The following is a 23,650-nucleotide window of genomic DNA, read 5'->3' as shown; positions in this document are numbered from 1 at the left end:
CTGCCGGCAGCGCTCGGTGCTGCGCCAGAGGCTGTTGCTGTCCGCCTGAACAGCCACCTTGCCCACCTACGAAAATACCCGCGCAGCACCGCTGCGCAACTTGATGGAGTGAAGTCAATGAGTGAACAGAATTCGCAGACCCAGGCCTGGCAAGCGCTGAGCCGCGACCACCACCTGGCCCCGTTCAGCGATGTCAAACAACTGGCCGAGAAAGGCCCGCGCATTATCACCTCGGCCAAGGGCGTGTACCTCTGGGACAGTGAAGGTAACAAGATTCTCGATGGCATGGCGGGCCTGTGGTGCGTGGCGGTCGGCTATGGTCGCGACGAGCTGGCCGAGGTCGCCAGCCAGCAGATGAAGCAGCTGCCTTACTACAACCTGTTCTTCCAGACTGCCCACCCGCCTGCGCTGGAGCTGGCCAAGGCAATCGCCGATGTGGCGCCGCAAGGCATGAACCACGTGTTCTTCACAGGCTCCGGCTCCGAAGGCAACGACACCGTACTGCGCATGGTTCGCCATTACTGGGCGTTGAAGGGCAAGAAAAACAAGAACGTCATCATCGGCCGCATCAACGGTTACCACGGCTCTACCGTGGCGGGCGCGGCCCTGGGCGGCATGAGCGGTATGCACCAGCAGGGCGGGGTGATCCCGGATATCGTGCACATCCCGCAGCCCTACTGGTTCGGTGAAGGCGGCGACATGACCGAGGCCGACTTCGGCGTGTGGGCGGCCGAGCAGTTGGAGAAGAAGATCCTCGAAGTTGGCGTGGACAACGTTGCCGCCTTCATCGCCGAGCCGATCCAGGGCGCCGGCGGTGTGATCATCCCGCCGCAGACCTACTGGCCGAAGGTCAAGGAAATCCTGGCCAGGTACGACATCCTCTTCGTCGCCGACGAAGTCATTTGCGGTTTCGGCCGTACCGGTGAGTGGTTCGGTACTGACTACTACGACCTCAAGCCCGACCTGATGACCATCGCCAAGGGCCTGACCTCCGGTTACATCCCCATGGGCGGAGTGATCGTGCGTGACGAAGTGGCCAAGGTCATCAGCGAAGGCGGCGACTTCAACCACGGCTTCACCTATTCCGGCCACCCGGTAGCGGCTGCGGTGGGCCTGGAGAACCTGCGCATTCTGCGCGACGAGCAGATCATCCAGCAGGTGCACGATAAAACCGCACCTTATCTGCAGCAACGCCTGCGCGAACTGGCCGACCACCCGCTGGTAGGCGAAGTCCGCGGCTTGGGCATGCTCGGTGCGATCGAGCTGGTGAAGGACAAGGCCACCCGCGCCCGTTATGAAGGCAAAGGTGTCGGCATGATCTGCCGCCAGCACTGCTTCGACAACGGCCTGATCATGCGCGCCGTGGGCGACACCATGATCATCGCGCCACCGCTGGTGATCAGTGTCGAAGAGATCGACGAGCTGGTGGAGAAGGCTCGCAAGTGCCTGGACCTGACGTACGAAGCTGTTCGGTAAGAAAGGGGCTGCTTCGCATCCCATCGCCGGCAAGCCAGCTCCCACAGGGTTGAGACATGCATTGCAACTGTGGGCGCTGGCTTGGCTGACAGCCAGCGAACCCTGAAGCATTTTGCTTTGTGAGATGAATCATGTACTTTTCAGGGCATTCATCACCCATCCGAAAGTCGCGATTCAACTATGAAAGTGCACGAAGAAATCGAAGGCCTGGCAGTACTGATTCGCGACCTGCGCAAATTCAAAGGCCTGACATTGGGCGAGCTGGCCCAGCGCATCGGCCGTTCGGTAGGCTTTCTGTCCCAGGTCGAACGCGGCGTATCGCGCCCGACCGTGGCCGACCTCACTGCCATCAGCGAAGAGCTCGGTGTCTCGACCGCCTACTTCTACAAGCTGGACAAACCCCGCGAGCTCGACTGGGTCACCCGCCCTCACGAGCGCCGCACGCTGCATCTGGCCGGCGGCATCACCGATGTGCTGGCATCCCCCACGATAACGGGGGCGTTCTCCATGCTCGATAGCCATTTGCAGCCGGGGGCCAGCAGTGGCGAAGAGTACCTGGACGACAGCTCGGAGCAAGGCTGCTTCGTGCTCGAAGGCGAACTGACCGTCTGGCTGGACGGCGGTGAGCCGGTCACGCTGCGCGCCAGTGACAGTTTTCAGTTGCAACCCCATGCCAGTTTTCGTTACGCCAACCTCACCGACAAGCCCACGCGCGTGCTTTGGGTGTTCAGCTGAGGGGCTTGTGCGTCGCATCCGGCTGGCCGGGAAAGTTGGCCTGCAAGCAATATGCTGGCTGCATGGGGTATCCTTATGCCACGCAAACAACTTCGAAGCAGTGAATGAACGATGGGTTTTGAACAACTAGCTGAGCTACGTGACCGCCTGCGGGCGGAAAAAGGGCAGACCAAGGCCGATAGCCCGAAACCGCCCAAGCGCAAGTCGCCCGCGCAGGCGAAGCCGCGTGAGCAGGACCCGGCGGTGGCAGCGATTTGGCCTCTGCAGAAGCATTTTCCCTTGGCTTTTCCGGTCAATCCTGCCCCCAAGGTGCCGCTCAAGGAGGGCATTTTCAAGGATGCCGAGCAACACTTGGAGCTGCTTGGGTTAACCCGTGAGCAGCTGAAACTGGGCATTTCTACGTGGTGCCGGGGTGCTCGATACTGGGCAAGCATGGTGGAAGATGCACCGCGTCTGGACCTGAACGGGCAGGCAGCTGGCATTGTGACCGCCGCCCAGGCACTGCATGCGAAGCAGCAAGCCTCGCGGCAACGTAGCCAGGACCGCCGCAACCGGGCGAAGTCCAAAGCGCAGTCGCAGTCGCAGACCTCCGCCGCCGACACCGCAGCAGTGCAGACTACCGACTGAATTAAGCCGCGCGTTGCCCTGTCGCCACGCTGGAGGGCAGCCCCTTGTGGGGGCTGCCGCCTGGGTTAGGTGTGTGGCAACTTACCTTCAGATCAAAAATCCTGGATTTACCCTGTTCCGGCCTGCCACGCACACTGCGTGTTCGGTCCAATCACTCAGGGTTTCTCATGGTTTTCGAGGGTGAACGCAATAGGGGCGTGTCAAAGCCCCTGTTCAGCGTGTTCTGTTTTGCCAGTTACTTGCTGTCGTTGTCTTATGGCTCGACCTTCCTGCTTGCATTGCTGGTGGCTACCCAAGGTGGCAACGAGCAGGATGCGGGCCATGTGATCTCAGCCGCCATGTTGAGTACGTTTGCTGCCGTGCTGGTTTCCGGGCACTTGTCAGATCGCCTCGGCGCTGCACGCTCGATTGCTTATTGCGGTCTGGCACTGGTGGCTGCGAACGTGGGGTTTGCCATGAGTGCCAGCCATACAAACCTGATGATGATGTTCGGCTTGCTGCTGGGCATAGGCTGGGGCGTTTTCTATACCCTGGGCCCGATCATCGTGGCAACGATCGTTCCCCCGGCACAGCGCTCGCGCTATTTTGCATTGCTCTCGGGCAGTATGATGAGCGGCATTGGCTCGGCGCCCTTGGTCGGGCGCCTGGCTAGCCAAATGGGTTTGCCGGTCACTGCCACCTTTTTTGTTGCAGCACTGGCTAGCCTGATCGGCGTAGTGCTGTTCTGGCGCATGGCCAATGCGTTCGTCCAATTACCCAATCGCTTTAGCGCGTCAGTGTCCAGACTGTCCTGGCAGGCAACGCAAAAAGTCCTGGGCTCAAGGGCTGTATTCCCGATCCTGATGGTAGGCCTGGGCGGTGCGATCTTTGGCGGGCTTTCAAGTTTTCAAACCAGCTATGCCCATGAAAAAGCCCTCGACTACTCGGTTTTCTTCATAGGTTTCATGAGTGCTGCCATTGCCGGGCGCATGTTTGTAGCGGGGGTGGTGGTAAGGCGTGATCCCTATCGGATGTCGTGTCTGCTGTCCGGGCTGATTGTAGTGGCGTTATTGATGTTCAAATACGTTGTTGCCGGGAACCTTGGGTACATCCTGGCAGCGGTCATTCTGGGCGTTGGCTACGGCCTGACCTATTCGGTGATCAACGGCCTCGCGGCGAACGAGGCACCAGAGGGCACAACCACGCAGTCTCTGCTGCTGTTCAGCCTTTCTTATTTTGTTGGTGTATTCGGGTTCCCGTTCCTTGCCGGCAAAATCATCATCGACAAAGGTTTGTCGATGATGCTGTTGATCCTGCTGGGGGTATCCGTGCTCAATTGGTCGATTACGCTCGGACGGCTGGTGTGGCGCAAGGGCAACTTGCACAACGCCATGGCGTAGACCTCACTCGATCAACTCAAGCCATGGCCAGCGCTCCCGGTAGCTGGCAGCTTTTGCCTTGAACAAGTCGGGGCGTGGATTCAGTTCGTTCATCCTCAAAAGGTTGTTCTGCAAGTCTTCCAGGCCATGGGTGCTGTACAACGAGCCCGTGAGCACATCGACGCCCAGGCAGGTCGAGCGGATCAGGTAGCGGTCAATGCCATCGGTAACCTTGTGCAATGCCGAGTAGGTGCCGCCGAATTTCGCTTGGTACCACAGGTGAACGCGGGCCTGATTGCGCACTTCGACGTTGACGCCCAGGTGCGCACACGCCTGCTGAACCTTGGCGATAACCCGGTCTTCTGCTTCCCAGGACAAGTCGGTGTCGAAATAGGCGATGTCGTAGTCCTTGATACCCCACGCGACAGGCCGCCCGGCGCGTTGGTTCCAGAAGGTCTGGAACAGCGCGCCGGCCGTTAGCATGCAGTGAGGCATATCCAGCGTTGGCAAGATGGCCAGCAGTGCCCGGTTTATCGGGTTTTCCTGGATGGTCGCCAGAACCTGTTCATCAGTCAGTGAATACATGGGTGTCGTCCTTGAAGGCTGCTTGCCAAGGAGCGAGTTTACCCTGTGATAGTGGGCACATCCGCGAAGCATGCGATGCACGCAAGCAGCAGCTCCAGTGCTAGGCATCCACCCTCTGCCCCTTGTGCGCCTGGCGCCATTGTTTGGGGCTGACATCGAACCAGCGGCGAAACGCCCGCGAGAACGCGCTGATTTCCGAGTACCCCAGCAGCAATGCCAACTCGGAAATCGGCAGCGCCGACTGCTGCAGGTAATAGGTCGCCAGCTCCTGGCGCACGGTGTCGACCAGGGTCGAAAAACTCAGCCCCTGCTCCTGCAGGCGGCGTTGCACGGTCCAGCTGGGCAGGCGCAATTGCTCGGCTACCTGCTCCAGGCTCGGGTAGCCGTCGCCCAACAGGGCGCGAACCTGAGTTTTCACATCATCGACAATGCCTGGGCGGTTGAGCGTGCCGGCCTGGCCGCGGAGCAGGTGCATGCTTTCGATGACGATGGCCAGCAAGCGTGGGTCGCGGCCGGGCATTGGCCGGTCGAGCACGCTGCGGCGAAACACCAGCGCATTGCGCTGCTGACCAAACAGCACCGGGGCGTCGAACACTTTGCAGTGCTCATGCCAGGCCTCGGGTTGCGGGTGCTCGAACAACACCTTTTCGGGTGCCCAGTTTTGCCCCAGCGCATGGCGCATCAGGTTGAAGAACATGCCCAGCGACAGTTCGGCGTCCTGCCGCTTGCGCAGGATGGCGCCGTATTGCACCTGGTAGTCCAGGCGGTAGAACTCGCCCATTTCCTCCAGCCGCAACAGGCTGCTCTGCTGGTGCACCGGGAAGGTGTTGACCACGTTGCGCAGGGCATCGCCCAAGGTGGCAGAGCACATGCCCACGTAGCCGAGCAGCCCGAGCGCGTCGGGCTTGAACTGCTGGCCGAAGCGCAGGCCGAAGTTGTCATTGCCGGTTTGCCGAGCCGCCTCCTCGAATACCTGGCAGTACTGGTTCAGGTCCAGGGTGAGGGTAGGGTGCTCCAGGCGCTCGCTGTCGATGCCGGCGCGCCCCAGGATGCGTTCGGCATCGCCACCTTGCTGGCCGATGAAGCCGACCAGGCCGGTCGCCGCCGAGGCCAGAATGCCTATCGAGTTGCCAGGCGGGGCACTCGCTGGTTGGCGCGAGCCTGTATGGATAACGTGCACGAAGCTTCCTCCTCGGTCGTTTACCGGCTGTTGCTGGGTAAATGAAGGAGCAATTTTCATTCCACGCCGGGCCAACGGCCGTACGCCAGCCTGTCGACCGCTCAAGGGCAACTCATTGCGGCGCTGCCGGGGGCCCTCATGGCGCAGGCTGCGCACCAGCACGGTGCGTAGCCTTTGGTTACAAAACTGTTTCGATCATGCCCGTGCGAGTGCGCCCACCGGCCGCTCCTGCAAGTAACGCTGGCACAGGCCCACGGTCTGCTCGACCCATTGCGGGCCCAGGCACTCCACTTGTGGCGTGCCGCGGTGGGTGCCGGTCCAGGCCAGCAGTTGCAGACGCCGCTGCATGATCAGCGTCGGCAGCATGGCGATGTCGCTGGCATCCAGGCTGGCCACGCTGCTGTAACCCGCCAGCCAGTTGTCGATCCACTGCGGCAGGTCGGGGTGGTGTTCGAAGAAGCTCAGGGCCGCTGCCAGGTCGTGCAGGTACCAGCCCATGCCGCAGTCGTCGAAGTCGATGATGCGGGTGCGATCACCTTGCACCAGCAGGTTGGTCAGGCGTAGGTCAGCGTGGATAAGGCCAAAGCGTGATGGGTCTTCGCCATAGCCGGCCAGGCGCGCGCCGATCACCTGTACCGCTTCGCTGATCAAGGCGCTGCCCCGGGCATCCAGGTAGGGCGCTTCGCGCCAGCTGCCCCAGTGGCCGTGCTCACCCAGCATGCTTTGGTGGTTCCAGGTCAGCCGTTGAAAATTGTCGGGGCGTTGCCAACTGCGGGCGTGGCGATGCAGGTGGGCATTGATGGCGCCAAGCCGGCGGAACGAAGCATTCAACTGTTGCTGGTCGGGCTCGCCGCCCTCTATCCAATGAAACAGCACCACGTAACGATGGCCAAGGCCGGGCAGCTCGACCCTTTGAATCGCTTCGCCGTCCACCCCGGCGATGGGCACTGGTACCTCCAGGCCGGCCTGCTCCAGCGCGGCCAGCCAGGCCAGTTCACTGGCGATGTCGGCGTGTTGGTGATAGCCGGCGCGGTGCACACGCATCACATACCGTTGCCGCAAGCCCCGTACCCGATACGTGGCGTTCTCGGAGTGCACCAGCAACTCGATCTGGCCCTGGTAGGTATCGGCATAGCCAGCCAGCGCGTGCTGGGCGAAACGTTCAAGCACGGCAGGGCTGGTGTGAGATGGGTGATCGTTGGTCATCAGGCACGCTCCGTTGGCAGGGGTCTGGCTGCCAGCATGAGTCGAGCCCCGCGCCACTGGCTTGACCGCAAACCGCGAAATCTTGACCACACGCCACAAGCCGCCTGGGCCGCTTCGAGAATTTGATCCTGCAGCCCTCAACTTGTGCCCTGCGGTCAAGTCGCCACCTGCCGGCCGGCCCACCATCGGCCCCCATCACTGGCGTAAACAGCGCATCGAGGGCTAGAGCATGCTGACTTCACTACAAGGCAAAAGCGTATTGGTCACCGGCGGTACCAGCGGTATCGGCCTGGGCATCGCCGTCGGCTTCGCCCGCCAGGGCGCCAAGGTGGCGATCAGTGGCCGGCACCGGGACAAGGTTGAGGCTGTCGCCAGCCGCTTGCGTGATCAAGGCCTGGCCGTCATCGGCCTGGTGGCCGATGTGGGTGACCGCGCGCAGGTGCTGCGGATGATCGAAGAGGTGGCGCAGACCCAGGGCGGGCTCGATGTACTGTGCGCCAATGCCGGGGTCTTCCCCTCTGCCGCACTGGCCGAGATGAGCGATACCGACTGGGACAAGGTGCTCGGCACCAATGCCAAAGGCACCTTCCTCTGCGTGCAGGCGGCGCTGCCGTATTTGCGCAGGGCCGAGTACGGCCGGGTGATCCTGACCTCGTCCATCACCGGGCCAGTCACCGGATTTCCAGGCTGGGCGCACTACGGCGCGAGCAAGGCAGCGCAGCTGGGTTTCATGCGTACCGCAGCGATCGAGCTGGCCCGCGATGGCATCACCATCAATGCCCTGCTGCCAGGCAACATCGTTACCGAAGGCTTGCAGGGCATGGGCGAGGACTACCGGGCCAGCATGGCCGCGTCCATTCCGCTCAAGCGCCTCGGCCAGGTCGAGGACATTGCCAATGCCGCGTTGTTCTTTGCTTCCAGAGAGGCCGGCTACATCACTGGGCAAAGCCTGATCATCGATGGTGGGCAGATCCTGCCCGAGTCCCTGCAAGCACTGGCCTGACCCTTTTCCACCAAAACCATAAAAGCACGGAGTGGATCCTGATGAGCGAGACCTACAGCGGTGAACTGGAGCGCCGGCTTGACAGCCAGGCACAGCCCCATGAGGTGCAGCGCCTGCGCAAGAATGCAGTGGGCTTGATGGGTGTGCTGTTCATGACGGTTGCCACTGCGGCGCCGATCACCGCCATGCTTGGCAACGTGCCGATCGCCATCGGCAGCGGCAATGGTCAGTACGCGCCGGCGGGCTACCTGGTGGCCACGATCATCCTGGCGCTGTTCGCCATTGGCTATGCACAGATGGCCAAGTACATCACCGCCACAGGGGCGTTCTACGGCTTCATTTCCCATGGCTTGGGCCGGGTGGTGGGCATGGCCTCGGGGCTTGCCGTAACGCTGACCTACATCGTTTTCGAAGCGGCGTTGGTGGGCATTTTCGCCTTCTTCTGTGAAGACCTGCTGGCCAGTGTCGTCGGCCTGCATGTGCCATGGATCGTGTTTGCCCTGGCCATGCTATTGGCCAACGGCGTGCTCAGCTACTTCGACATCTCCCTCACTGCCAAGGTGCTGGGGCTGTGCCTGGTGCTGGAGATCCTGATGCTGGGGCTGATGGCCTTTGCCGTGCTGTTCCACGGCGGTGGGCCGCAGGGCATGGCGGTGGAGTCAATCAACCCGCTCAACGCCTTCCGGCCAGCCGAGGGGGTGATAGGTGCGAACGCTGGCATCGGCCTGTTCTTCGCCTTCTGGTCCTGGGTGGGTTTCGAGTCCTCGGCCATGTACGGCGAGGAATCACGCAACCCGAAAAAGATCATCCCCTTGGCGACGCTGCTCGCGGTGATCGGCATCGGCGTGTTCTATGTGTTCGTCTCGTGGATGGCCATCGCCGGTTCCGGCCCTGCCGAAGCCATTCGCCTGGCGCAGGACCCGGCCAGTGCCGCCGAGGTGTTCTACGGGCCGACCCGCTTGTACCTGGGCGAGTGGGCCGTGAGCCTGTTCAAGCTGTTGGTGGTGACCGGCTCGTTTGCCTGCGGCATGGCCTTCCATAACTGTGCCGCGCGCTACCTCTATGCCCTGGGCCGGGAGAACCTGTTCGTGTTCCTAGGCCGCACCGTTGGCCGTACTCATGCCCGCCATGGCTCGCCGCATGTAGCCTCGACCGTGCAAAGCGTGATCGCCACGCTGATCGTGCTGGCGTTCCTGCTCACCGGTAAAGACCCGTATGCCGACTTGTATGCCTTGCTGGCAATCCTCGGCACCATGGGCATTCTGATCGTCCAGGCGCTGTGCGCCTTCGCCGTGATCTGCTACTTCCATGTCGGCACCCAACGCCGTGCCCAGGCCCATTGGTTCAAGACCTTCCTCGCGCCCCTGCTGGGCGGCATCGGCATGCTGTACGTGGTTTACCTGCTGTTCGCCAACCTCAGCTTCGCCGCTGGCAGCGCGGCCGAATCGCTGTTGTTCCGGCTGATCCCGTGGATCGTCGCCGCCAGCTTCGCGTTGGGTGGCTCGATCGCCTTGTACTTCCGTTACTTCGACCGCCGCAAGTACCACATCATCGGCAGCATCGTCATGGACGACGCCCGCCAGGACACCTGAGGAGACCGACCATGTTGAAAGTAAATGCCTTCCAGCCCGAGCAGGCTGCTGCCCTGGATGCCGCCGAGCGCCGCCTGATCGAGCGCCGCCAACGCCTGCTGGGGCCGGCCTACCAGCTGTTCTACGACAACCCGCTGCACCTGGTGCGCGGCGCGGGTACGTGGCTGTACGACACGGCAGGGCGGGCCTACCTCGACCTGTACAACAACGTCGCCTCGGTGGGCCATAGCCACCCTCGTGTGGTCGAAGCCCTGGCCGGGCAGGCGGCTGCGCTCAATACCCATACCCGCTACCTGCATGAAGGCGTACTCGATTATGCCGAGAAGCTGCTGGCGACCATGCCGGCGCAGTTGGGCAACGTGATGTTCACCTGCACCGGCAGTGAGGCCAATGACCTGGCCCTGCGCATTGCCCGGGACTACACCGGGGGCACAGGCGTGATCGTTACCCGCTATGCCTACCACGGTATGACGGCGGCCATCGCCGAGCTGTCGCCGTCGGTGGGCGACTACGTGCCGCTGGGCCGTGATATCCGCGTGGTCGACGCCCCGTTGCACCTGCCGCACGCCCCGCACCAGGTTGGCCAGCAGTTCGCCGCCCAGGTGCGTGCTGCGCTGGCCGACATGCAGCGTCATGGCATCCGCCCGGCTGCGTTGTTGGTCGACACGTTGTTCACCAGCGATGGCGTGTTCGCCGACCCTGCCGGCTTTCTTGTCGAAGCGGTGGAGGCGGTGCGCGCTGCGGGTGGCCTGTTCATCGCCGACGAGGTGCAGCCAGGTTTTGGCCGCACCGGCACGCACATGTGGGGCTTCCAGCGCCATGGCCTGGTGCCCGACCTGGTGACCATGGGCAAACCGATGGGCAATGGTCACCCGCTGGCAGGTTTGACGGTGCGCCCTGAAATCCTGGAGCGCTTCGGCCGCAACGCCAGTTACTTCAACACCTTTGGCGGCAACCCGGTGTCTGCGGCCGTGGGCCTGGCAGTGCTGCAAGTGATCGAGGACGAAGGCCTGCAGGAGAATGCCCGGCAGGTGGGGGGCCAACTGAAGGAGGGCCTGGAGGGCCTTGCACGCGAGCATGCCTGCCTTGGCCAGGTACGTGGCGCGGGGTTGTTCATTGGGGTGGATGTGGTAGCGCCGTCGGGCGCTGCCGATGGCGCCACGGCGCGGCGTATCGTCAACCTGCTACGGGAAGAAGGCATGCTGATCGGCGTGTCGGGGGCCGACAACAATGCCCTGAAGATCCGCCCGCAGTTGTGCTTCTCGGCGCAGAACGTCGAGCAGTTCCTCAGCGCCTTGCAGCGTGTGTTGCACCAGCTGTGACGGTGTGACCCCGGTTGTACGCGCCCCCCGCCAAGGTTTGCCTTGGCGGGGTTTGTTTTTTCAGCCTGGTCAGTGCCCGGTGGCAGCCTTGCGTCCCTGGGCGGCGTCATAGCAACCTGCCTGTTCGAACACCGCGCGCACTTCATCCAGCACGGCCGGGTCTTCGATGGTCGCAGGCATGGCCACTTCGGGGTTGGCGGCCAGGCTGCGCAGGGTCTTGCGCAGAATCTTGCCAGAGCGGGTCTTGGGCAGGCGCTTGAGGATGAACACCCGCCGTAGCGAAGCGACAGCGCCGACCGCATCGCGCACCCTGGCGACCAGTTCGCGTTCCAGCAGCGCCGGGTCGGGCTGCTGGCCGTGCTTGAGCACCACGAACCCCACCGGCACCTCGCCCTTGAGCTCCTCGGCCAGTGCCACCACCGCGCACTCGGCAACGGCCGGGTGCTCGCCCAGGGCTTCTTCCAGGCTACCGCTGGACAGCCGGTGCCCGGCCACGTTGATCACGTCGTCCACCCGGCCCATGACGAACAGGTAGCCGTCTTCGTCCAGGTAGCCGCCGTCGCCGCTGCAATAGTAGCCGGGGAAGCTGCTCAGGTAGCTGTCGGCAAAGCGCTGCGGGTCGCCCCACAGGGTGGTCAGGGTGCCGGGCGGCAATGGCAGGCGCAGGGCGATGTTGCCCGGCTGGTTGCAGGGGACAGGCTGGCCTTCGTCGTCCAGAATGTCCAGCCGGTAGCCCGGCATCGGTACGCTGGCCGAGCCGGTCTTCATCGGCAAGTCATCCAGCCCGCGCGGGTTGCCGGCAATCGCCCAGCCGGTCTCGGTCTGCCACCAGTGGTCGACAACCGGGCAGGGCAGAAAACCCTGCAGCCATTGGCTGGTTGGCGGGTCCAGGCGCTCGCCGGCCACGTACACGGCCTTCAGGCAGGACAAGTCGCGACCGGCGGCCAGCTGTACCTGCGGGTCTTCGCGCTTGATGGCGCGGAAGGCAGTGGGGGCAGTGAAGAACACATTCACCTGGTGTTCGGCGATCACCCGCCAGAACGCCCCGGCGTCGGGCGTGCGCACCGGCTTGCCCTCGTACAGCAAGGTGGTGCAGCCACGGATCAGCGGGGCATAGACGATGTACGAATGGCCCACGACCCAGCCGATGTCCGAGGCGGCCCAGAACACCTCGCCGGGGTGTGCGTCGTACAGGGCCTGCATGCTGAAGTTGAGCGCCACGGCATGCCCGCCGTGGTCACGCACTACTCCTTTGGGTTTACCCGTGGTGCCCGAGGTATAGAGGATGTACAGCGGGTCAGTGGCATTCACTGGCACCGCAGGTACGGCTTCGGCTTGGGCCTGCAGTTGTTGCCAGTCGTGCTCGCGGGGGCCGTGCAACGGGGCCAGGGCCTGTTCGCGTTGCTCGATCACCAGGTGCGGGCTATGCCCGTTGGCCAGTTGCAGGGCCTGGTCGAGCAGCGGCTTGTAGGGCACCACCCGGTCGTACTCGATGCCGCAGCTGGCGCTGAGCAGCACCTTGGGCTGGGCATCGCGGATTCGCACCGCCAGCTCGGCGGCGGAGAAACCGCCAAACACCACCGAATGCACGGCACCCAACCGCGCACAGGCCAGCATGCCGACGAGCGCCTGGGGGATCATCGGCATGTAGATGATCACTCGGTCACCACGCCCCACCCCAAGGGCGCGCAGCATACCGGCGCACCGGGCCACGCGCGCTTGCAGCTGCTGGTAGCTGATGCGCTCCTGCACGCCTGTGGCGGGTGAGTCGTAAAGGATGGCGCAGCGCTCGCCTGCGCCATCCGCGACGTGGCGGTCCACGGCCAAGTGGCAGGTGTTCAGTTGGCCATCGGCGAACCAGCGGCCGCTGCCATCAGCCTGGGCAGTGAAGATCTGTTGCGGAAAGCGATGCCAGTCCAGTGCGGCGGCCTGTTCGCGCCAGAAACCTTCGGGGTCGTCGGCAGCGTGGGCATAGGCCTGCAGGTAGCTAGTCATGGGGTTCTCCTGGTTGCTGTTATTGTTTTGCCGGCCTTGCGGCCTGCTGTAATCCTCCCAGTCAGCGCGGAGAGTCGCTTGACCATCGGGCACAATTACTTGACCGCCGAGCGCTTGGCTGGCGCCTTCTGGCGTGCTGTTGCAGGGGCAACAGTGGTTTTACAGTCTGCTGTCTGCCATGCACTCGGACAGCAGGCGAACTTCGTGCAACTTGTTGATATTTTTGGGTTTGTCGATTGGCACGGTTGCTGCTCCTGTCTCCTCGAACCCCAAGGACTCTCAAGGAGCCTCCCCATGAGCCACGCCCCAATCAAGTTCGCCTACTGGGTCCCCAAGGTCAGCGGTGGCCTGGTGGTCAGCACCATCGAGCAGCGCACCAGCTGGGACATCGACTACAACCGCAAGCTTGCGCAAATTGCTGAAAAGGCCGGCTTCGACTACGCCCTGTCGCAAATCCGTTTCACAGCCGGTTACGGCGCCGACAACCAGCATGAGTCGGTCACCATCAGCCACGCGCTGCTGGCTGCCACAGAAAAACTCAAGGTTATCGCCGCCATCCTTCCGGGCCCCTGGAACCCGGCTCTGGCGGCCAAGCAGCTGGCCAGCATCGACCACTTCACCCATGGCCGTATCGCCATCAACGTGGTCTCGGGCTGGTTCAAGGGCGAGTTCCATGCCATCGGTGAGCCTTGGCTGGACCACGACGAGCGCTATCGCCGTTCCGAAGAGTTCATCCGCGCGCTGAAGGGCATCTGGACCCAGGACAACTTCACCTTCAACGGCGACTTCTATCGCTTTCGCAACTACAACCTCAAACCCAAGCCGCTGCAGCAGCCACACCCGGAGATTTTCCAGGGTGGTAGCTCGCGTGCTGCGCGGGACATGGCGGCGCGCGTGTCGGACTGGTACTTCACCAACGGCAACAGCGTCGAGGGGATCAAGGCCCAGGTCGACGATATCCGCGCCAAGGCGGCGGCCAACGGCCACTCGGTAAAGATCGGGGTCAATGCCTTCATCATCGCCCGCGACACCGAGGAACAGGCGCGCGCAGTGCTGCAGGAAATCATCGACAAGGCCAACCCCGAAGCGGTGCGGGCGTTCGGTCAGGAAGTGAAGCATGCGGGGTCGGCCAGCCCGGAGGGCGAGGGTAACTGGGCCAAGTCCAGCTTCGAGGACCTGGTGCAGTACAACGATGGTTTCAAGACCAACCTGATCGGCACGCCTCGGCAGATTGCCGAGCGAATCGTTGCTCTGAAGGCGGTGGGCGTCGACCTGATCCTTTCCGGGTTCCTGCATTTTCAGGAAGAAGTGGCGTATTTCGGTGAGCACGTGCTGCCATTGGTGCGCGAGCTGGAAGCCACGCACGGCGCGGAAAAAGCGGTGGCCTGAAGCCGGGGCAGGGCGGCCTTGGCACCCTGCCAGTATTGTCGGATTGTCGTGCAGGGGTTAGGTTTGCCGGCTCACTTCAAGGAAGACAACCCCATGAAACGGACCTTACCGCTGCTGTTCGCCTGCGCGATTTTCCCCCTGCAAGCCTGGTCGGCGCTTGAAGTCGGCCAGTTCACCCTGGGCATGCCCAAGCCCCAGGTCCTCGCCATTCTGCAGCAGCAGTTCGGTGAGGTAGAGCAATTCACCGGCTATCACTATCAGGTGCCTACCGAGTTTTTTCAGGGGGCCGGCCCGAAGGGAAATTACAACCTCGGCGGTATACCCGTCTCGAAAGTGAAGGCGTCCTTCAACGAGGCCGACCAGCTTCGCCAGGTGCAGGTGCAGTTGGACACCACCGACGAGGCGCGGGTCCAGCAGTTGCTGCCGATGACCAAGGACGCCAAGCGGGTGCCGCGTTCCGGTGGCCGGCTAGAAGCGTTTTCCGCAGACGGTGAGTTGGTTTACTGGGTGTCCAAAGACTGGGGCTGGACAGTGGTGACCATCGCCGACAAGGCCAGCTCGGCGAACAACATCAAGGCGCGGGCCAAGAGCGATGAGACCTTTGCCCAGCTCAATCGCAAGTTCGACAAGCTGATTGAAACGGCCAAGGCGGCGGAGGGGAAGGGCACGCCTTGAACTTTTGTGGGCATTGCTTTGTGTCGCGATGGGCTGCGTAGCAGCCCTCGTTGACCGTCAATACCGCTGCAGGTGCTCGGCGAACGTAGCCCCCTGATAGCGCTCACGGAACAACCCACGCTCCACCAGTCGCGGCACCACCTCATCCAGAAAACTGTACACCGAGCCAAACGAGCCTCCTGGCGCGGCGATAAAGCCATCCATTACCCCTGCCTCAGCCCAGTCGGCAATCTCGGCCACGGCATCATCGACCGTGCCGATCACCTGCCAGTGCGCCGCCGACAGCACTTCCGGGCGCATCAGCAGTTCTTCTGGCAATAGCGACTCGCGCTCGATCAGCCGGCGCAGCAGGCTTACATGGGTGCGGCTGGCACCGGGCAGCAACTGTAGCGGCGGCAGGTCGGTCGCTTGAATGCGCCGGTCGCTCGGCCAGTTGGTCAGGTCGATGCCGATCATCTTCTCGATAGCAGCAAACTTGCGCGGCTTGTCCACCTGGGCGTGGGTGTCCATGAACAGCTCGCGGGCCTGCTGACGGGTGGGCGCCAGGTACAGACTCAGGCCTGGCAGCAGGCGAATGTCATCGGCCTGGCGACCATGCTTTTGCGCACGGCGCGACAGATCGCGGCGCAGGTCGGCGGCGGCGGCCTGGTCGGGGGTAGGGGCAAACACGATGTCCGCGACACGGGCGGCAAAGTCGCGGCCGCTGTCGGATGCACCCGCCTGGATCAGTGGAATGCGCGCCCCCTGTTCGGGCAAGTTCAGTGGGCCCTGCACCTGCAGGAAGTCACCTTGGTGGTTGATCGGCAGGACCTGCGCCGGGTCGGCATACATTCCGTTCTCGCGGTCGATGCGCAGGGCCTGCTGCGGGAAGCTGCGCCATAGCCGCTGGACCACTTCGGTGAACTCGGCGGCGCGGGCGTAGCGTTGTTCTGCGCAGGGCATGGCCGCCAGGCCGAAGTTTTCGTGGCCCTGCAAGGCTGTGACGATGTTCCAGCCAACCCGGCCCTGGCTCAGCCAGTTCAGCGACTGTAGCTGACGCGCGACCAGGTAGGGCGGGAAGAAAGTGGTCGAGACCGTGGACACCAGGCCAATATGGTGGGTCTCGCGGGTAAGCGCGGCCAGTAGCACGGTGGGGTCGAGGCTGGTAAAGCCCGAGCCACTTGCCAGGGCATCGGCGACTACGCAACTGACATCAGGGCGGAACACGAAGTCCAGGTGCGCGGCTTCCGAGCGGCGCGCGATGTCCATGGCGAAATCGCTGCCGAACAGGGTTTCGACGCGGCTGTCGACGCGCCGCCAGCCCTCGCCGCTGAGCCAGGTGGGGGCGAGCGACATGCCGATGTGCAGGCCTTTTTTCAATTTCATCAGGGTCTCCGGTTGCTGGCTGTTGCGGGTTGGGGCCGCGAAGCGGCCCGGTTGACATCAGAAGGCGCCTTTGACACCCACTCCCACGGTACGCGGCTCGGTCATGCTCGCTTCGATACCGCCTATCCCCCGGTTGGTTTGCATATAGGTAGGGGTGCGTTCGTCGAACACGTTTTTCACGTAGGTGTACACCTGCACCTGGTCGCTGAAGCGGTAGCTCATGCGCGCGTCGGCCACGGTGTAGCCGTCGATGGCATAGCTTTTGGTGTTGGCAACGTCCGAGTAGTAACCGTCGATGTGCCGCACCTGGGCATTGAGGTTGACGCGGTCAGTGATGTCCCAGCTCGGGCCGAAGCTGACGGTGTAACCGGGCGAACGGGCAAATTCGTTGCCGGCATAGCGGTTGTTGGCGTCGATTTCGTCGATGCGGGTTTGCAGGGCACCCGCGCTGGCCTTGAGGGTCAGGTTATCCAGCACGCGGTAGTCCGCCGACAGCTCGAAGCCATAGGCATGGGCCTTCTCGGCGTTGATGGTGTAGGACTGGGTCAGGCCCGAGGCCAGCACCACCGGGATGTTGTACTGGGCATCTTGCATGTCCATGTAGAACAGGTTGGCGTTCAGGTGCAGGCGGTCGTCCAGCAGGCTGGCGCGGGCGAACAGCTCGTAGTTCCACATGCGCTCATCGTCGAACGCCTCGAAGCGCTTGCTGCTTAGGTTGAGCGACACACCACCCGGGTTGTAGCCGCGGCTGACCATGCCGCCGACGGTCCACTGCGGGGTCAGGGCGTAGGCCAAAGACACCTTGGGCAGGAGCGCGGTGAAGGTCTTGTCGTAGTCCAGCCCATTGGCGGCGAACGGCGAAGTGCCGCTGCGCTGGATCTGGTCCTGCTGCAGGCGCAGGGCAGTGGTGAGCGTCCAGCGGTCATTGAGGCGGTAGCTGACCTCACCGAATACGCCCAGGTTGCGCTTGGTGTCGTCGAAGTCCGAGATGCCGCCGTAATACAGGATTTCGTCCGAGTCGGTGCGCGCCAGGTACAGGCCAGCCATACCGCTGAGGGTGTCCAGTTGCTCGCCGAAGGTGATGCGGCTTTCGTTGGAGAAGTTTTTCTGGCGAATGTCGGCATCTCCGCCGTTCGCCACGCCAATCACCCGATGCACGTTGGACAGCGAATACTGGGTCTGGTTGAACAGCTTCATGCCGTTGTCCAGTTCGTAATCCACGTCGACGATGTGCGTGTTGCTCTGTTGGTGCCAGCTGGGCATGGTGGCGCCGGTGTGGTCCAGCTTGTGGAACGGCCGCGAGGCTGCTTCCTGGGTGGGGCGATTGGAGTCGCCGTGGGCGAAGGTGTACTTCAGACCCAGGCCGGGCACCGCATCAGGCAGCCACAGCAGCTTGCCACGCAGGTTCAGGGCGCGGAAATCCTGGTCGGTGTTGTGGCTGGCAAACGAGGGGTTGGTGTAGTCGATGAAGGTGTCGCGCGCTGCATAGTCCAGTGCCAGGCGCCCGGCCAGGTTGTCGCTGAGTGGGCCGGAGACTGCCAGCGAAGAGCGCCGTGAGTGGTAGCTGCCGATCTCGGCCTGGTAGGCCGCCTCCGGGGTGAAGGTCGGGTCCTTGGTCTTGACCACGATGGCGCCGGCAATGGCGTTGGCACCCTGGCTGGTGGTCTGCGGGCCGCGGTACACCTCGATGCTGTCCACGTCCCACACCGATGGCGCGCCAAAGTACATCTCGTTGTAGTTCAGGTAGTGCCCGTCAAGGTTGATGGTGGCGCGCGGCACAGTACCGCCCCAGAACACGTTGGCGCCGTTGTTCGGCCCCTGGGTGTCCTGGCCGCGAATGATCGGCGCGCCCACCGTGTCGGTGTAGATCACATTGGGGACGTCGTTGAGCACTTCGTGTACCGAGGCATTGCCGGTCTTGAGGCTGTCGATTTCGCTGGCGCTTTTCACCGACACCGACGAAGCGGTGTTGCGCAGGTCACGTTCGACCTTTTCGCCGCTGACCAGCACGGGGGTGAGCACCAGCTGCGAGCTGCCGGCAGTGGTGGGCTGGTCGGCCAGGGCGTGGGGGGCTGCGAGCAGGGTAGACAGGGTCAGCACACCGAATCCATGGCTGAACGAGCGTTGCGCAGGGTACTTCAAGACAACCTCCAAATGAGAACGATCCTCGTTTGCGCTGCAAGGTATCACGGTGCCATTGCGTTCCGCAATAAAGAATCTATTCCTCAGAGTGGTATGCTGATGCTTGGCCTAGCCGGCGTGCGCGCCAGGCCGGGGCCGCTGGCGGTATGATGGGCAGCCGCGCTTGCCGGCCACCCTAGTGATGCCTGGCGGAAAAACCAGAAATGAGGAGATAGCCCCGTTGAACACTTTGCAGTCCCCCGCCGACACGGAGCCGGAGCGCCCGGGCGAGAAGCGTTCCGGCACCATTCAGTCGGTGTCTATCGCTGCGCGGTTCCTGAATGTACTGGCCAATGCGGAGAATGAACTGAGCCTGGGTGAGGTGGCCCGGCGCACAGGCACCGGCGGTTCCACGGCGCACCGCTACCTGCAGAGCCTGGTCAAGGAGGGGCTGGCCAAGCAGGACCCGGCCAGTGCGCTGTATGACCTGGGCCCGGCCGCGCTCAGCATCGGTATCGGCGCCCTCAAGCGTGTGGATGCCGTGGAAATTGCCGCCCAGCACATGAAGGGGCTGGCCCAGCGGCATGCCGCCAGCGGCGGGGTGGCGATCTGGACCGACCGGGGCCCGACACTGGTGCGTTGGTACCGCAGCGCTTACTTCTCGATCAACCCCCTGGCTCTGGGCGATATCCTGCCGATCGACAACACGGCCTGCGGGCTGATTTTCCAGGCGTTCCTGCCCAAAGCTACCATCGAGGCGGCGCGCAAGCTACAGCCGGCGCATTTTCGTGGCACCCCGCCCAGTGCCAAAGTGCTGGAGCAGATCCGCCAGCATTGCTGGGCCGAATTGACCAGCCACTTGCTGTCCAGCGTGACCGGGCAAGCGGCGCCGGTGTTCGATGCGCAGCAGGAGATTGTTTGTGTGATGACTACGGTGACCGACCTGGGGCAGTTGCGTACACCGGAGGATCGCCAGGCGTTGTTCCATGAGGCAGGGTTGGTCAACCAGGCGACCGGTGGGCGCATGCTGGGTGCGCCGGCGCCGGTGCTGCCGGCATGAGCGCAGGTCTTACTGTTCGCCGGGTTGAGGCTCGCGTCGCCCACGTGGCACCAGCATAGGCGTCCCGCTCACCGGGTCGTCAATCACCAGCCCGGATAACCCAAAGACCTGCTGCACCAGCGCCTCGGTGAAGATCTGCGCCGGCGCCCCCTGAGCGACGATGGCGCCTTCACGCATGGCCACCAAGTGGCTGGCATAACGGCAGGCCTGGTTCAGGTCGTGTAGCACCGCCACGACGGTGCGCCCCTGTCGGTTCAGGTCGCGCAGCAACTCCAGCAATTCATACTGGTGGGCGATATCCAGGTAAGTGGTGGGCTCATCCAGCAGCAACAGTGGGGTGTCCTGCGCCAGCACCATGGCAATCCACACGCGCTGGCGCTGGCCGCCAGACAATGCCTGCACCGGGCGCTCGGCCAGCGCCTCGATGCCGGTCGCATGCATCGCGCGCTGTACCGCCTGTTCATCCTCGGGTGACCACTGTTGCCACAGACGCTGGTGCGGATAGCGGCCGCGCGCGACCAGTTCGGCTACGCGAATGCCGTCCGGTGCGCTGGCACTTTGCGGCAGCAGGGCCAGGCGCCGGGCCACGTCCTTGGCCGGGCGCTGCTGAATGTCCTGGCCATCGAGCAGCACCTGGCCGCAGCTGGGCACCAACAGCCGCGACAGTGCTGCCAGCAGGGTCGATTTACCGCAGGCGTTGGGGCCGATTATCACAGTGAAGGCACCGTCCTGGATGTCCAGCGACAGATCGTGCGACAGGGTTCTTTGGTCGCGGCGCAGGGTCAGCGCGCGGGCTTGCAGGCGAGGGCTCATGGCGGGTCCTTGGCAATCCGGTATTTTGCGGAACGTATTCTACATGATGGAATTATCTGTATGAGAAGTATTATCATGCGCAGCTGATTCCCTCTGAGCGAAGCCGAGCAATGAAGCGTTTTCGAGTTTGTGCAGCACTGGCCGCCGTCGCCCTGGCGCTGGCTGGGGTGATCCCGAGTGCAATAGCCGCGCCCGCGCGAATCGTCTCTACCACACCGAGCGTGACCGGCATCCTGCTGGCCATGCAGGCCCCCTTGGTGGCCAGCGCCGCCGCCACGCCTAGCCGCCTGACCGATGACAAGGGCTTCTTCTCGCAATGGGCAGCTGTGGCCGACCAGCGTGATGTGCAGGTGCTGTACCGTAACCTGCAGTTCGACATCGAGGCCGTGGTGGCCAGCGCCCCCGACTTGCTGGTGGTGTCTGCCACCGGTGCCGACAGCGCCGCGCCGCACCTGGCCGAGCTGAAAGCCCAGGGCGTGCCGACGCTGGTGGTCAACTACTCCAACCAGTCCTGGCAGGACCTGGCTACCGAGCTTGGAGAAAAGACCGAACTGCAACAGCAGGCCAAGGCGGTGATCCAGCGGTTCGACGACTACACCCGCGAAACGGCAGCCCGCCTGACCCCCTCGCCAAGGCCGGTCGTCCTGATCGGCTACAACATCGGTGGCAGTTATTCCATCGGCCGCACATTCAGCCCGCAGGCAAGGCTGCTGACCGCACTCGGCTTTCAAGTGCGTGAACTGCCCGAGGCGATGGCGGGGCAGGTGATTCGCGCCACCGAATTCCAGTTCATTTCCCGCGAAAACCTGGTCGCCGCCATCGGTGATGCGGATGTGTTCCTGCTCAGCGCCGACGACAAAGATGCCCAAGCCTTCCTCCACGACCCAGTGCTGGCCAACCTGCGCGCGGTGCAGCACAAGCGCGTGTACCCGTTGGGGCCCAGTTCGTTCCGCATCGACTACTATTCCGGGCGGCAGATGCTCGACACCGTCGCCGGCTACTTCCACTGACCATGGCTGGCCCGACTTTGCGCCCTGCGCTGCTGGCAGGGCTATTGCTGCTGTTCATGGCGGCGCTGGCGAGCCTGCTGATTGGCTCGCATCCGATTACCGTCGGCGTGGTATTCGACGCCCTCTACCAGCCCGACCTGCTGAACGATGAGCACCTCATCGTGCGTGAGTTACGCGTGCCACGCACGTTGGTGGCGCTGCTGGCTGGCCTCGCGCTGGGGGCAGCGGGTACTTTGATGCAGGCACTGACACGCAACCCGCTGGCCGAACCGGGGCTGCTGGGCGTGAATGCCGGCGCCGCGCTCGCGGTCATCCTAGGCGTAGCATTGTTTGGTCTGACCCAGGTCAGCCAGTACATCCCGCTGGCCTTTTTCGGCGCTGGCATCGCCGGAGTTGTCGTGTTTCTGCTTGGCCAGGCCGGCGCTGCCGACAGCAGCCCGGTGCGCCTGGTACTGGCCGGGGCAGGGCTGAGCATGCTGCTGGCCTCGCTCACGGCCATCCTCGTGCTCAACACCCCACCTCAGGTCTATGACCATTTCCGCAATTGGGCGGCCGGCTCGTTGGCCGGCAGCAGTACGGCTGCGCTGCCATTGCCGACCTTGGCGATCGCCTTGGGCCTGGCCCTGGCCGCCGCCTTGATGCCACAACTCAATGCCTTGGCGCTGGGCCGAGATCTGGGCCGGGCGTTGGGCGTGAATGTGCGCCTGACCTGGGCGCTGGCCTGCGTGGCGCTGATGTTGCTGGCCGGCAGTGCTACCGCCATTGCCGGGCCGATCGGTTTCGTCGGGTTGGTGGCTCCGCACCTGGCACGATCGCTGGTGGGGCCGGACTACCGGCGCATGCTGCCCTATGCCGCGCTGATCGCTGCGCTGTTGCTGCTGGGCGCCGACCTGCTGGGCCGCGTGCTGGCGGCACCCGCGGAGCTGGCCGCCGGGACCCTGGCGCTGTTGCTTGGTGGGCCGGCCTTTATCGTATTGATTGGCAGGTTTCGCCTATGTCAGCTGTGAATGGGTTGCGTGTGCTTCGATGCGGGCCCCTGAGCCTGCGTTTCAGTTTGCGGGCCGTGCTGGTCGGCAGTGCACTGTCGCTGTTGGTGATGGGCCTGGCGGTGTTGCTGCTGGGTACGGGTAGCCTGCCGATCCATGCAGGCCAGGTGTTGACCAGCCTGTTTGGGCAGGGTGACAACGAGATGGCCAGCCGCATTGTCATCCGCGTGCGTTTGCCGCGGGTACTCACGGCAATGCTGGTGGGCGCGGCGCTGGGCATGGCTGGGGCAATCTTCCAGTCGATCGCGCGCAATGCTCTGGGTTCGCCCGATGTCATTGGCTTTACCACAGGCGCTGCGAGTGGTGCCATCGTGCAAATCATCCTGTTCGATGCCGGCCCGTTGGCCACGGCGTTGGCCGCTGTTGCAGGCGGCATGCTTACCGCGTTGCTGGTGTTGCTGTTGGCGCGTCGCGGGCAGGGCGGCCAGGGTTACCGGCTGGTGCTGGTGGGTATAGGCATGGGCGCCACGCTGTCGGGCCTCAACCAGCTGCTGCTGGTCACCGGCGACCTCGACCAGGCACTGTTCGCCCAGCTGTGGCTGGCCGGTTCGCTCAACACTCGTACCTGGGCCCATGTGTTGCCTGCCACGCTGGGGTTGGCACTGATGGTACCGGTGGCCCTGCTGTACAAGCGTGAACTGGCACTGATGGAAATGGGCGATGGCATGGCTGGCCAGTTGGGCGTGGCGGTGGAGCGTTCGCGGTTGCGCCTGGTGCTTGCAGCGGTAGGGCTTACTGCCATTGCCACTGCCGCAGCCGGGCCGATTGCTTTCATCGCCCTGGCTGGCCCGCAATTGGCGCGGCGGCTTACGCGTACTGCGGGGGTGCCATTGCTGTGTGCCGCCTTGATGGGCGCGGCGCTGCTGCTGGTGGCCGATTGGCTGAGCCAACGCCTGGCGGCCACGGCGCAGTTGCCGGTGGGGTTGGTGACCGGAGTATTGGGTGGTTGCTACCTGCTGTGGCTGATTACGGCTCAGCGTCAAGGGTCTGGAGCAGGGTGAAGCCTGGCTGGCCGGCCTCCTGACCACAGGTCGGTTTCAGGATGCGCCTGGTCGCTCGCACGCAACCCCTCGACGCCACAAGTGCCATGCT

General features: G+C 63.6%; 20 protein-coding genes. 13 read left to right on the top strand and 7 right to left on the bottom strand.

Features of this window, described 5'->3' with window-relative positions; all coding sequences use genetic code 11:
• Positions 1 to 117 precede the first annotated feature (117 nt).
• From APH42_RS06680 to APH42_RS06665, 4 genes are all read left to right on the top strand, one after another.
• A complete protein-coding gene (locus APH42_RS06680; RefSeq protein ID WP_060492993.1) occupies positions 118 to 1,476 on the top strand; it encodes an aspartate aminotransferase family protein in 1,359 nt (452 codons plus the stop codon).
• Positions 1,477 to 1,656: 180 nt separating this feature from the next.
• Entirely contained in the window at positions 1,657 to 2,211 is a 555-nt protein-coding gene (locus APH42_RS06675) for a helix-turn-helix domain-containing protein (RefSeq protein ID WP_012271450.1), read from the top strand.
• 111 nt (positions 2,212 to 2,322) lie between these two features.
• Positions 2,323 to 2,838: a ProQ/FinO family protein gene (locus APH42_RS06670; RefSeq protein ID WP_060492992.1), complete on the top strand. Its 516-nt coding sequence runs from the start codon at positions 2,323 to 2,325 to the stop codon at positions 2,836 to 2,838.
• 167 nt (positions 2,839 to 3,005) lie between these two features.
• Positions 3,006 to 4,217: an MFS transporter gene (locus APH42_RS06665; RefSeq protein ID WP_060492991.1), complete on the top strand. Its 1,212-nt coding sequence runs from the start codon at positions 3,006 to 3,008 to the stop codon at positions 4,215 to 4,217.
• Between the two features lie 3 nt (positions 4,218 to 4,220).
• Here APH42_RS06665 and APH42_RS06660 read toward each other — a convergent pair whose 3' ends face one another.
• The 3 genes from APH42_RS06660 to APH42_RS06650 all read right to left on the bottom strand — a co-directional run bounded on the left by APH42_RS06660 (position 4,221) and on the right by APH42_RS06650 (position 7,167).
• Positions 4,221 to 4,781: a nucleotidyltransferase family protein gene (locus APH42_RS06660; RefSeq protein ID WP_060492990.1), complete on the bottom strand. Its 561-nt coding sequence runs from the start codon at positions 4,779 to 4,781 to the stop codon at positions 4,221 to 4,223.
• Positions 4,782 to 4,881: 100 nt separating this feature from the next.
• Entirely contained in the window at positions 4,882 to 5,961 is a 1,080-nt protein-coding gene (locus tag APH42_RS06655; protein WP_012271454.1) for an AraC family transcriptional regulator, read from the bottom strand.
• Positions 5,962 to 6,156: 195 nt separating this feature from the next.
• Complete coding sequence (locus APH42_RS06650; protein ID WP_060492989.1) at positions 6,157 to 7,167, bottom strand: phosphotransferase enzyme family protein; 1,011 nt, start codon at positions 7,165 to 7,167, stop codon at positions 6,157 to 6,159.
• Between the two features lie 229 nt (positions 7,168 to 7,396).
• On the opposite strand from APH42_RS06650, the gene fabG reads away from it, so the two are divergent.
• Genes fabG through APH42_RS06635 form a run of 3 tightly spaced genes read left to right on the top strand, consistent with a single transcriptional unit; the run spans position 7,397 to position 11,084 of the window.
• Positions 7,397 to 8,170, top strand: a complete 774-nt coding sequence (gene fabG, locus APH42_RS06645) for a 3-oxoacyl-ACP reductase FabG (protein WP_060492988.1) — start codon at positions 7,397 to 7,399, stop codon at positions 8,168 to 8,170.
• Positions 8,171 to 8,211: 41 nt separating this feature from the next.
• Positions 8,212 to 9,762 (top strand): APC family permease, encoded by a 1,551-nt coding sequence (locus APH42_RS06640; RefSeq protein WP_060492987.1) that lies wholly within the window; start codon positions 8,212 to 8,214, stop codon positions 9,760 to 9,762.
• A gap of 11 nt (positions 9,763 to 9,773) precedes the next feature.
• Positions 9,774 to 11,084 carry an aspartate aminotransferase family protein gene (locus APH42_RS06635; RefSeq protein ID WP_060492986.1) on the top strand — a complete coding sequence of 437 codons (1,311 nt, stop codon included), beginning with the start codon at positions 9,774 to 9,776 and terminating at the stop codon, positions 11,082 to 11,084.
• 69 nt (positions 11,085 to 11,153) lie between these two features.
• Here APH42_RS06635 and APH42_RS06630 read toward each other — a convergent pair whose 3' ends face one another.
• The gene (locus APH42_RS06630) at positions 11,154 to 13,079 is read right to left on the bottom strand and encodes an AMP-binding protein (protein WP_060492985.1); all 1,926 of its coding nucleotides are present in this window, start codon (positions 13,077 to 13,079) and stop codon (positions 11,154 to 11,156) included.
• 294 nt (positions 13,080 to 13,373) lie between these two features.
• On the opposite strand from APH42_RS06630, the gene sfnG reads away from it, so the two are divergent.
• Together sfnG and APH42_RS06620 are read left to right on the top strand one after the other, a co-directional pair.
• On the top strand, positions 13,374 to 14,468 hold the full coding sequence (sfnG, locus tag APH42_RS06625; protein WP_060492984.1) for a dimethylsulfone monooxygenase SfnG: 1,095 nt from the start codon (positions 13,374 to 13,376) through the stop codon (positions 14,466 to 14,468).
• Between the two features lie 93 nt (positions 14,469 to 14,561).
• Positions 14,562 to 15,143, top strand: a complete 582-nt coding sequence (locus tag APH42_RS06620; RefSeq protein ID WP_060492983.1) for a hypothetical protein — start codon at positions 14,562 to 14,564, stop codon at positions 15,141 to 15,143.
• Between the two features lie 57 nt (positions 15,144 to 15,200).
• On the opposite strand, the gene APH42_RS06615 is transcribed toward APH42_RS06620, so the two are convergent.
• Positions 15,201 to 16,508 (bottom strand): NtaA/DmoA family FMN-dependent monooxygenase, encoded by a 1,308-nt coding sequence (locus APH42_RS06615; RefSeq protein ID WP_012271462.1) that lies wholly within the window; start codon positions 16,506 to 16,508, stop codon positions 15,201 to 15,203.
• 57 nt (positions 16,509 to 16,565) lie between these two features.
• Positions 16,566 to 18,650: a TonB-dependent receptor gene (locus APH42_RS06610; protein ID WP_060492982.1), complete on the bottom strand. Its 2,085-nt coding sequence runs from the start codon at positions 18,648 to 18,650 to the stop codon at positions 16,566 to 16,568.
• A 220-nt stretch (positions 18,651 to 18,870) separates the two neighbouring features.
• On the opposite strand from APH42_RS06610, the gene APH42_RS06605 reads away from it, so the two are divergent.
• Positions 18,871 to 19,689 (top strand): IclR family transcriptional regulator, encoded by an 819-nt coding sequence (locus tag APH42_RS06605; protein WP_060492981.1) that lies wholly within the window; start codon positions 18,871 to 18,873, stop codon positions 19,687 to 19,689.
• 9 nt (positions 19,690 to 19,698) lie between these two features.
• Here the strand turns inward: APH42_RS06605 and APH42_RS06600 are convergent, their stop codons facing one another.
• Positions 19,699 to 20,502, bottom strand: a complete 804-nt coding sequence (locus tag APH42_RS06600; protein WP_060492980.1) for an ABC transporter ATP-binding protein — start codon at positions 20,500 to 20,502, stop codon at positions 19,699 to 19,701.
• Positions 20,503 to 20,612: 110 nt separating this feature from the next.
• Here APH42_RS06600 and fepB point away from each other — a divergent pair, with 110 nt between their 5' ends.
• From fepB to APH42_RS06585, 3 genes are read left to right on the top strand one after another with little or no spacing between them, the layout of a single operon-like run.
• A complete protein-coding gene (gene fepB / locus APH42_RS06595) occupies positions 20,613 to 21,512 on the top strand; it encodes a Fe2+-enterobactin ABC transporter substrate-binding protein (RefSeq protein WP_012271466.1) in 900 nt (299 codons plus the stop codon).
• A gap of 2 nt (positions 21,513 to 21,514) precedes the next feature.
• Positions 21,515 to 22,519 (top strand): iron ABC transporter permease, encoded by a 1,005-nt coding sequence (locus tag APH42_RS06590; protein ID WP_012271467.1) that lies wholly within the window; start codon positions 21,515 to 21,517, stop codon positions 22,517 to 22,519.
• Positions 22,516 to 23,559 (top strand): iron chelate uptake ABC transporter family permease subunit, encoded by a 1,044-nt coding sequence (locus APH42_RS06585; protein WP_123108947.1) that lies wholly within the window; start codon positions 22,516 to 22,518, stop codon positions 23,557 to 23,559. Before APH42_RS06590 ends, APH42_RS06585 begins: the two co-directional genes overlap by 4 nt.
• The last annotated feature ends 91 nt before the right edge of the window (positions 23,560 to 23,650 follow it).

It is taken from the genome of Pseudomonas sp. NBRC 111140 (genome assembly GCF_001320885.1).
Lineage (GTDB): Bacteria > Pseudomonadota > Gammaproteobacteria > Pseudomonadales > Pseudomonadaceae > Aquipseudomonas > Aquipseudomonas putida_P.
This window is presented reverse-complemented; position numbering and strand designations above follow the sequence as displayed.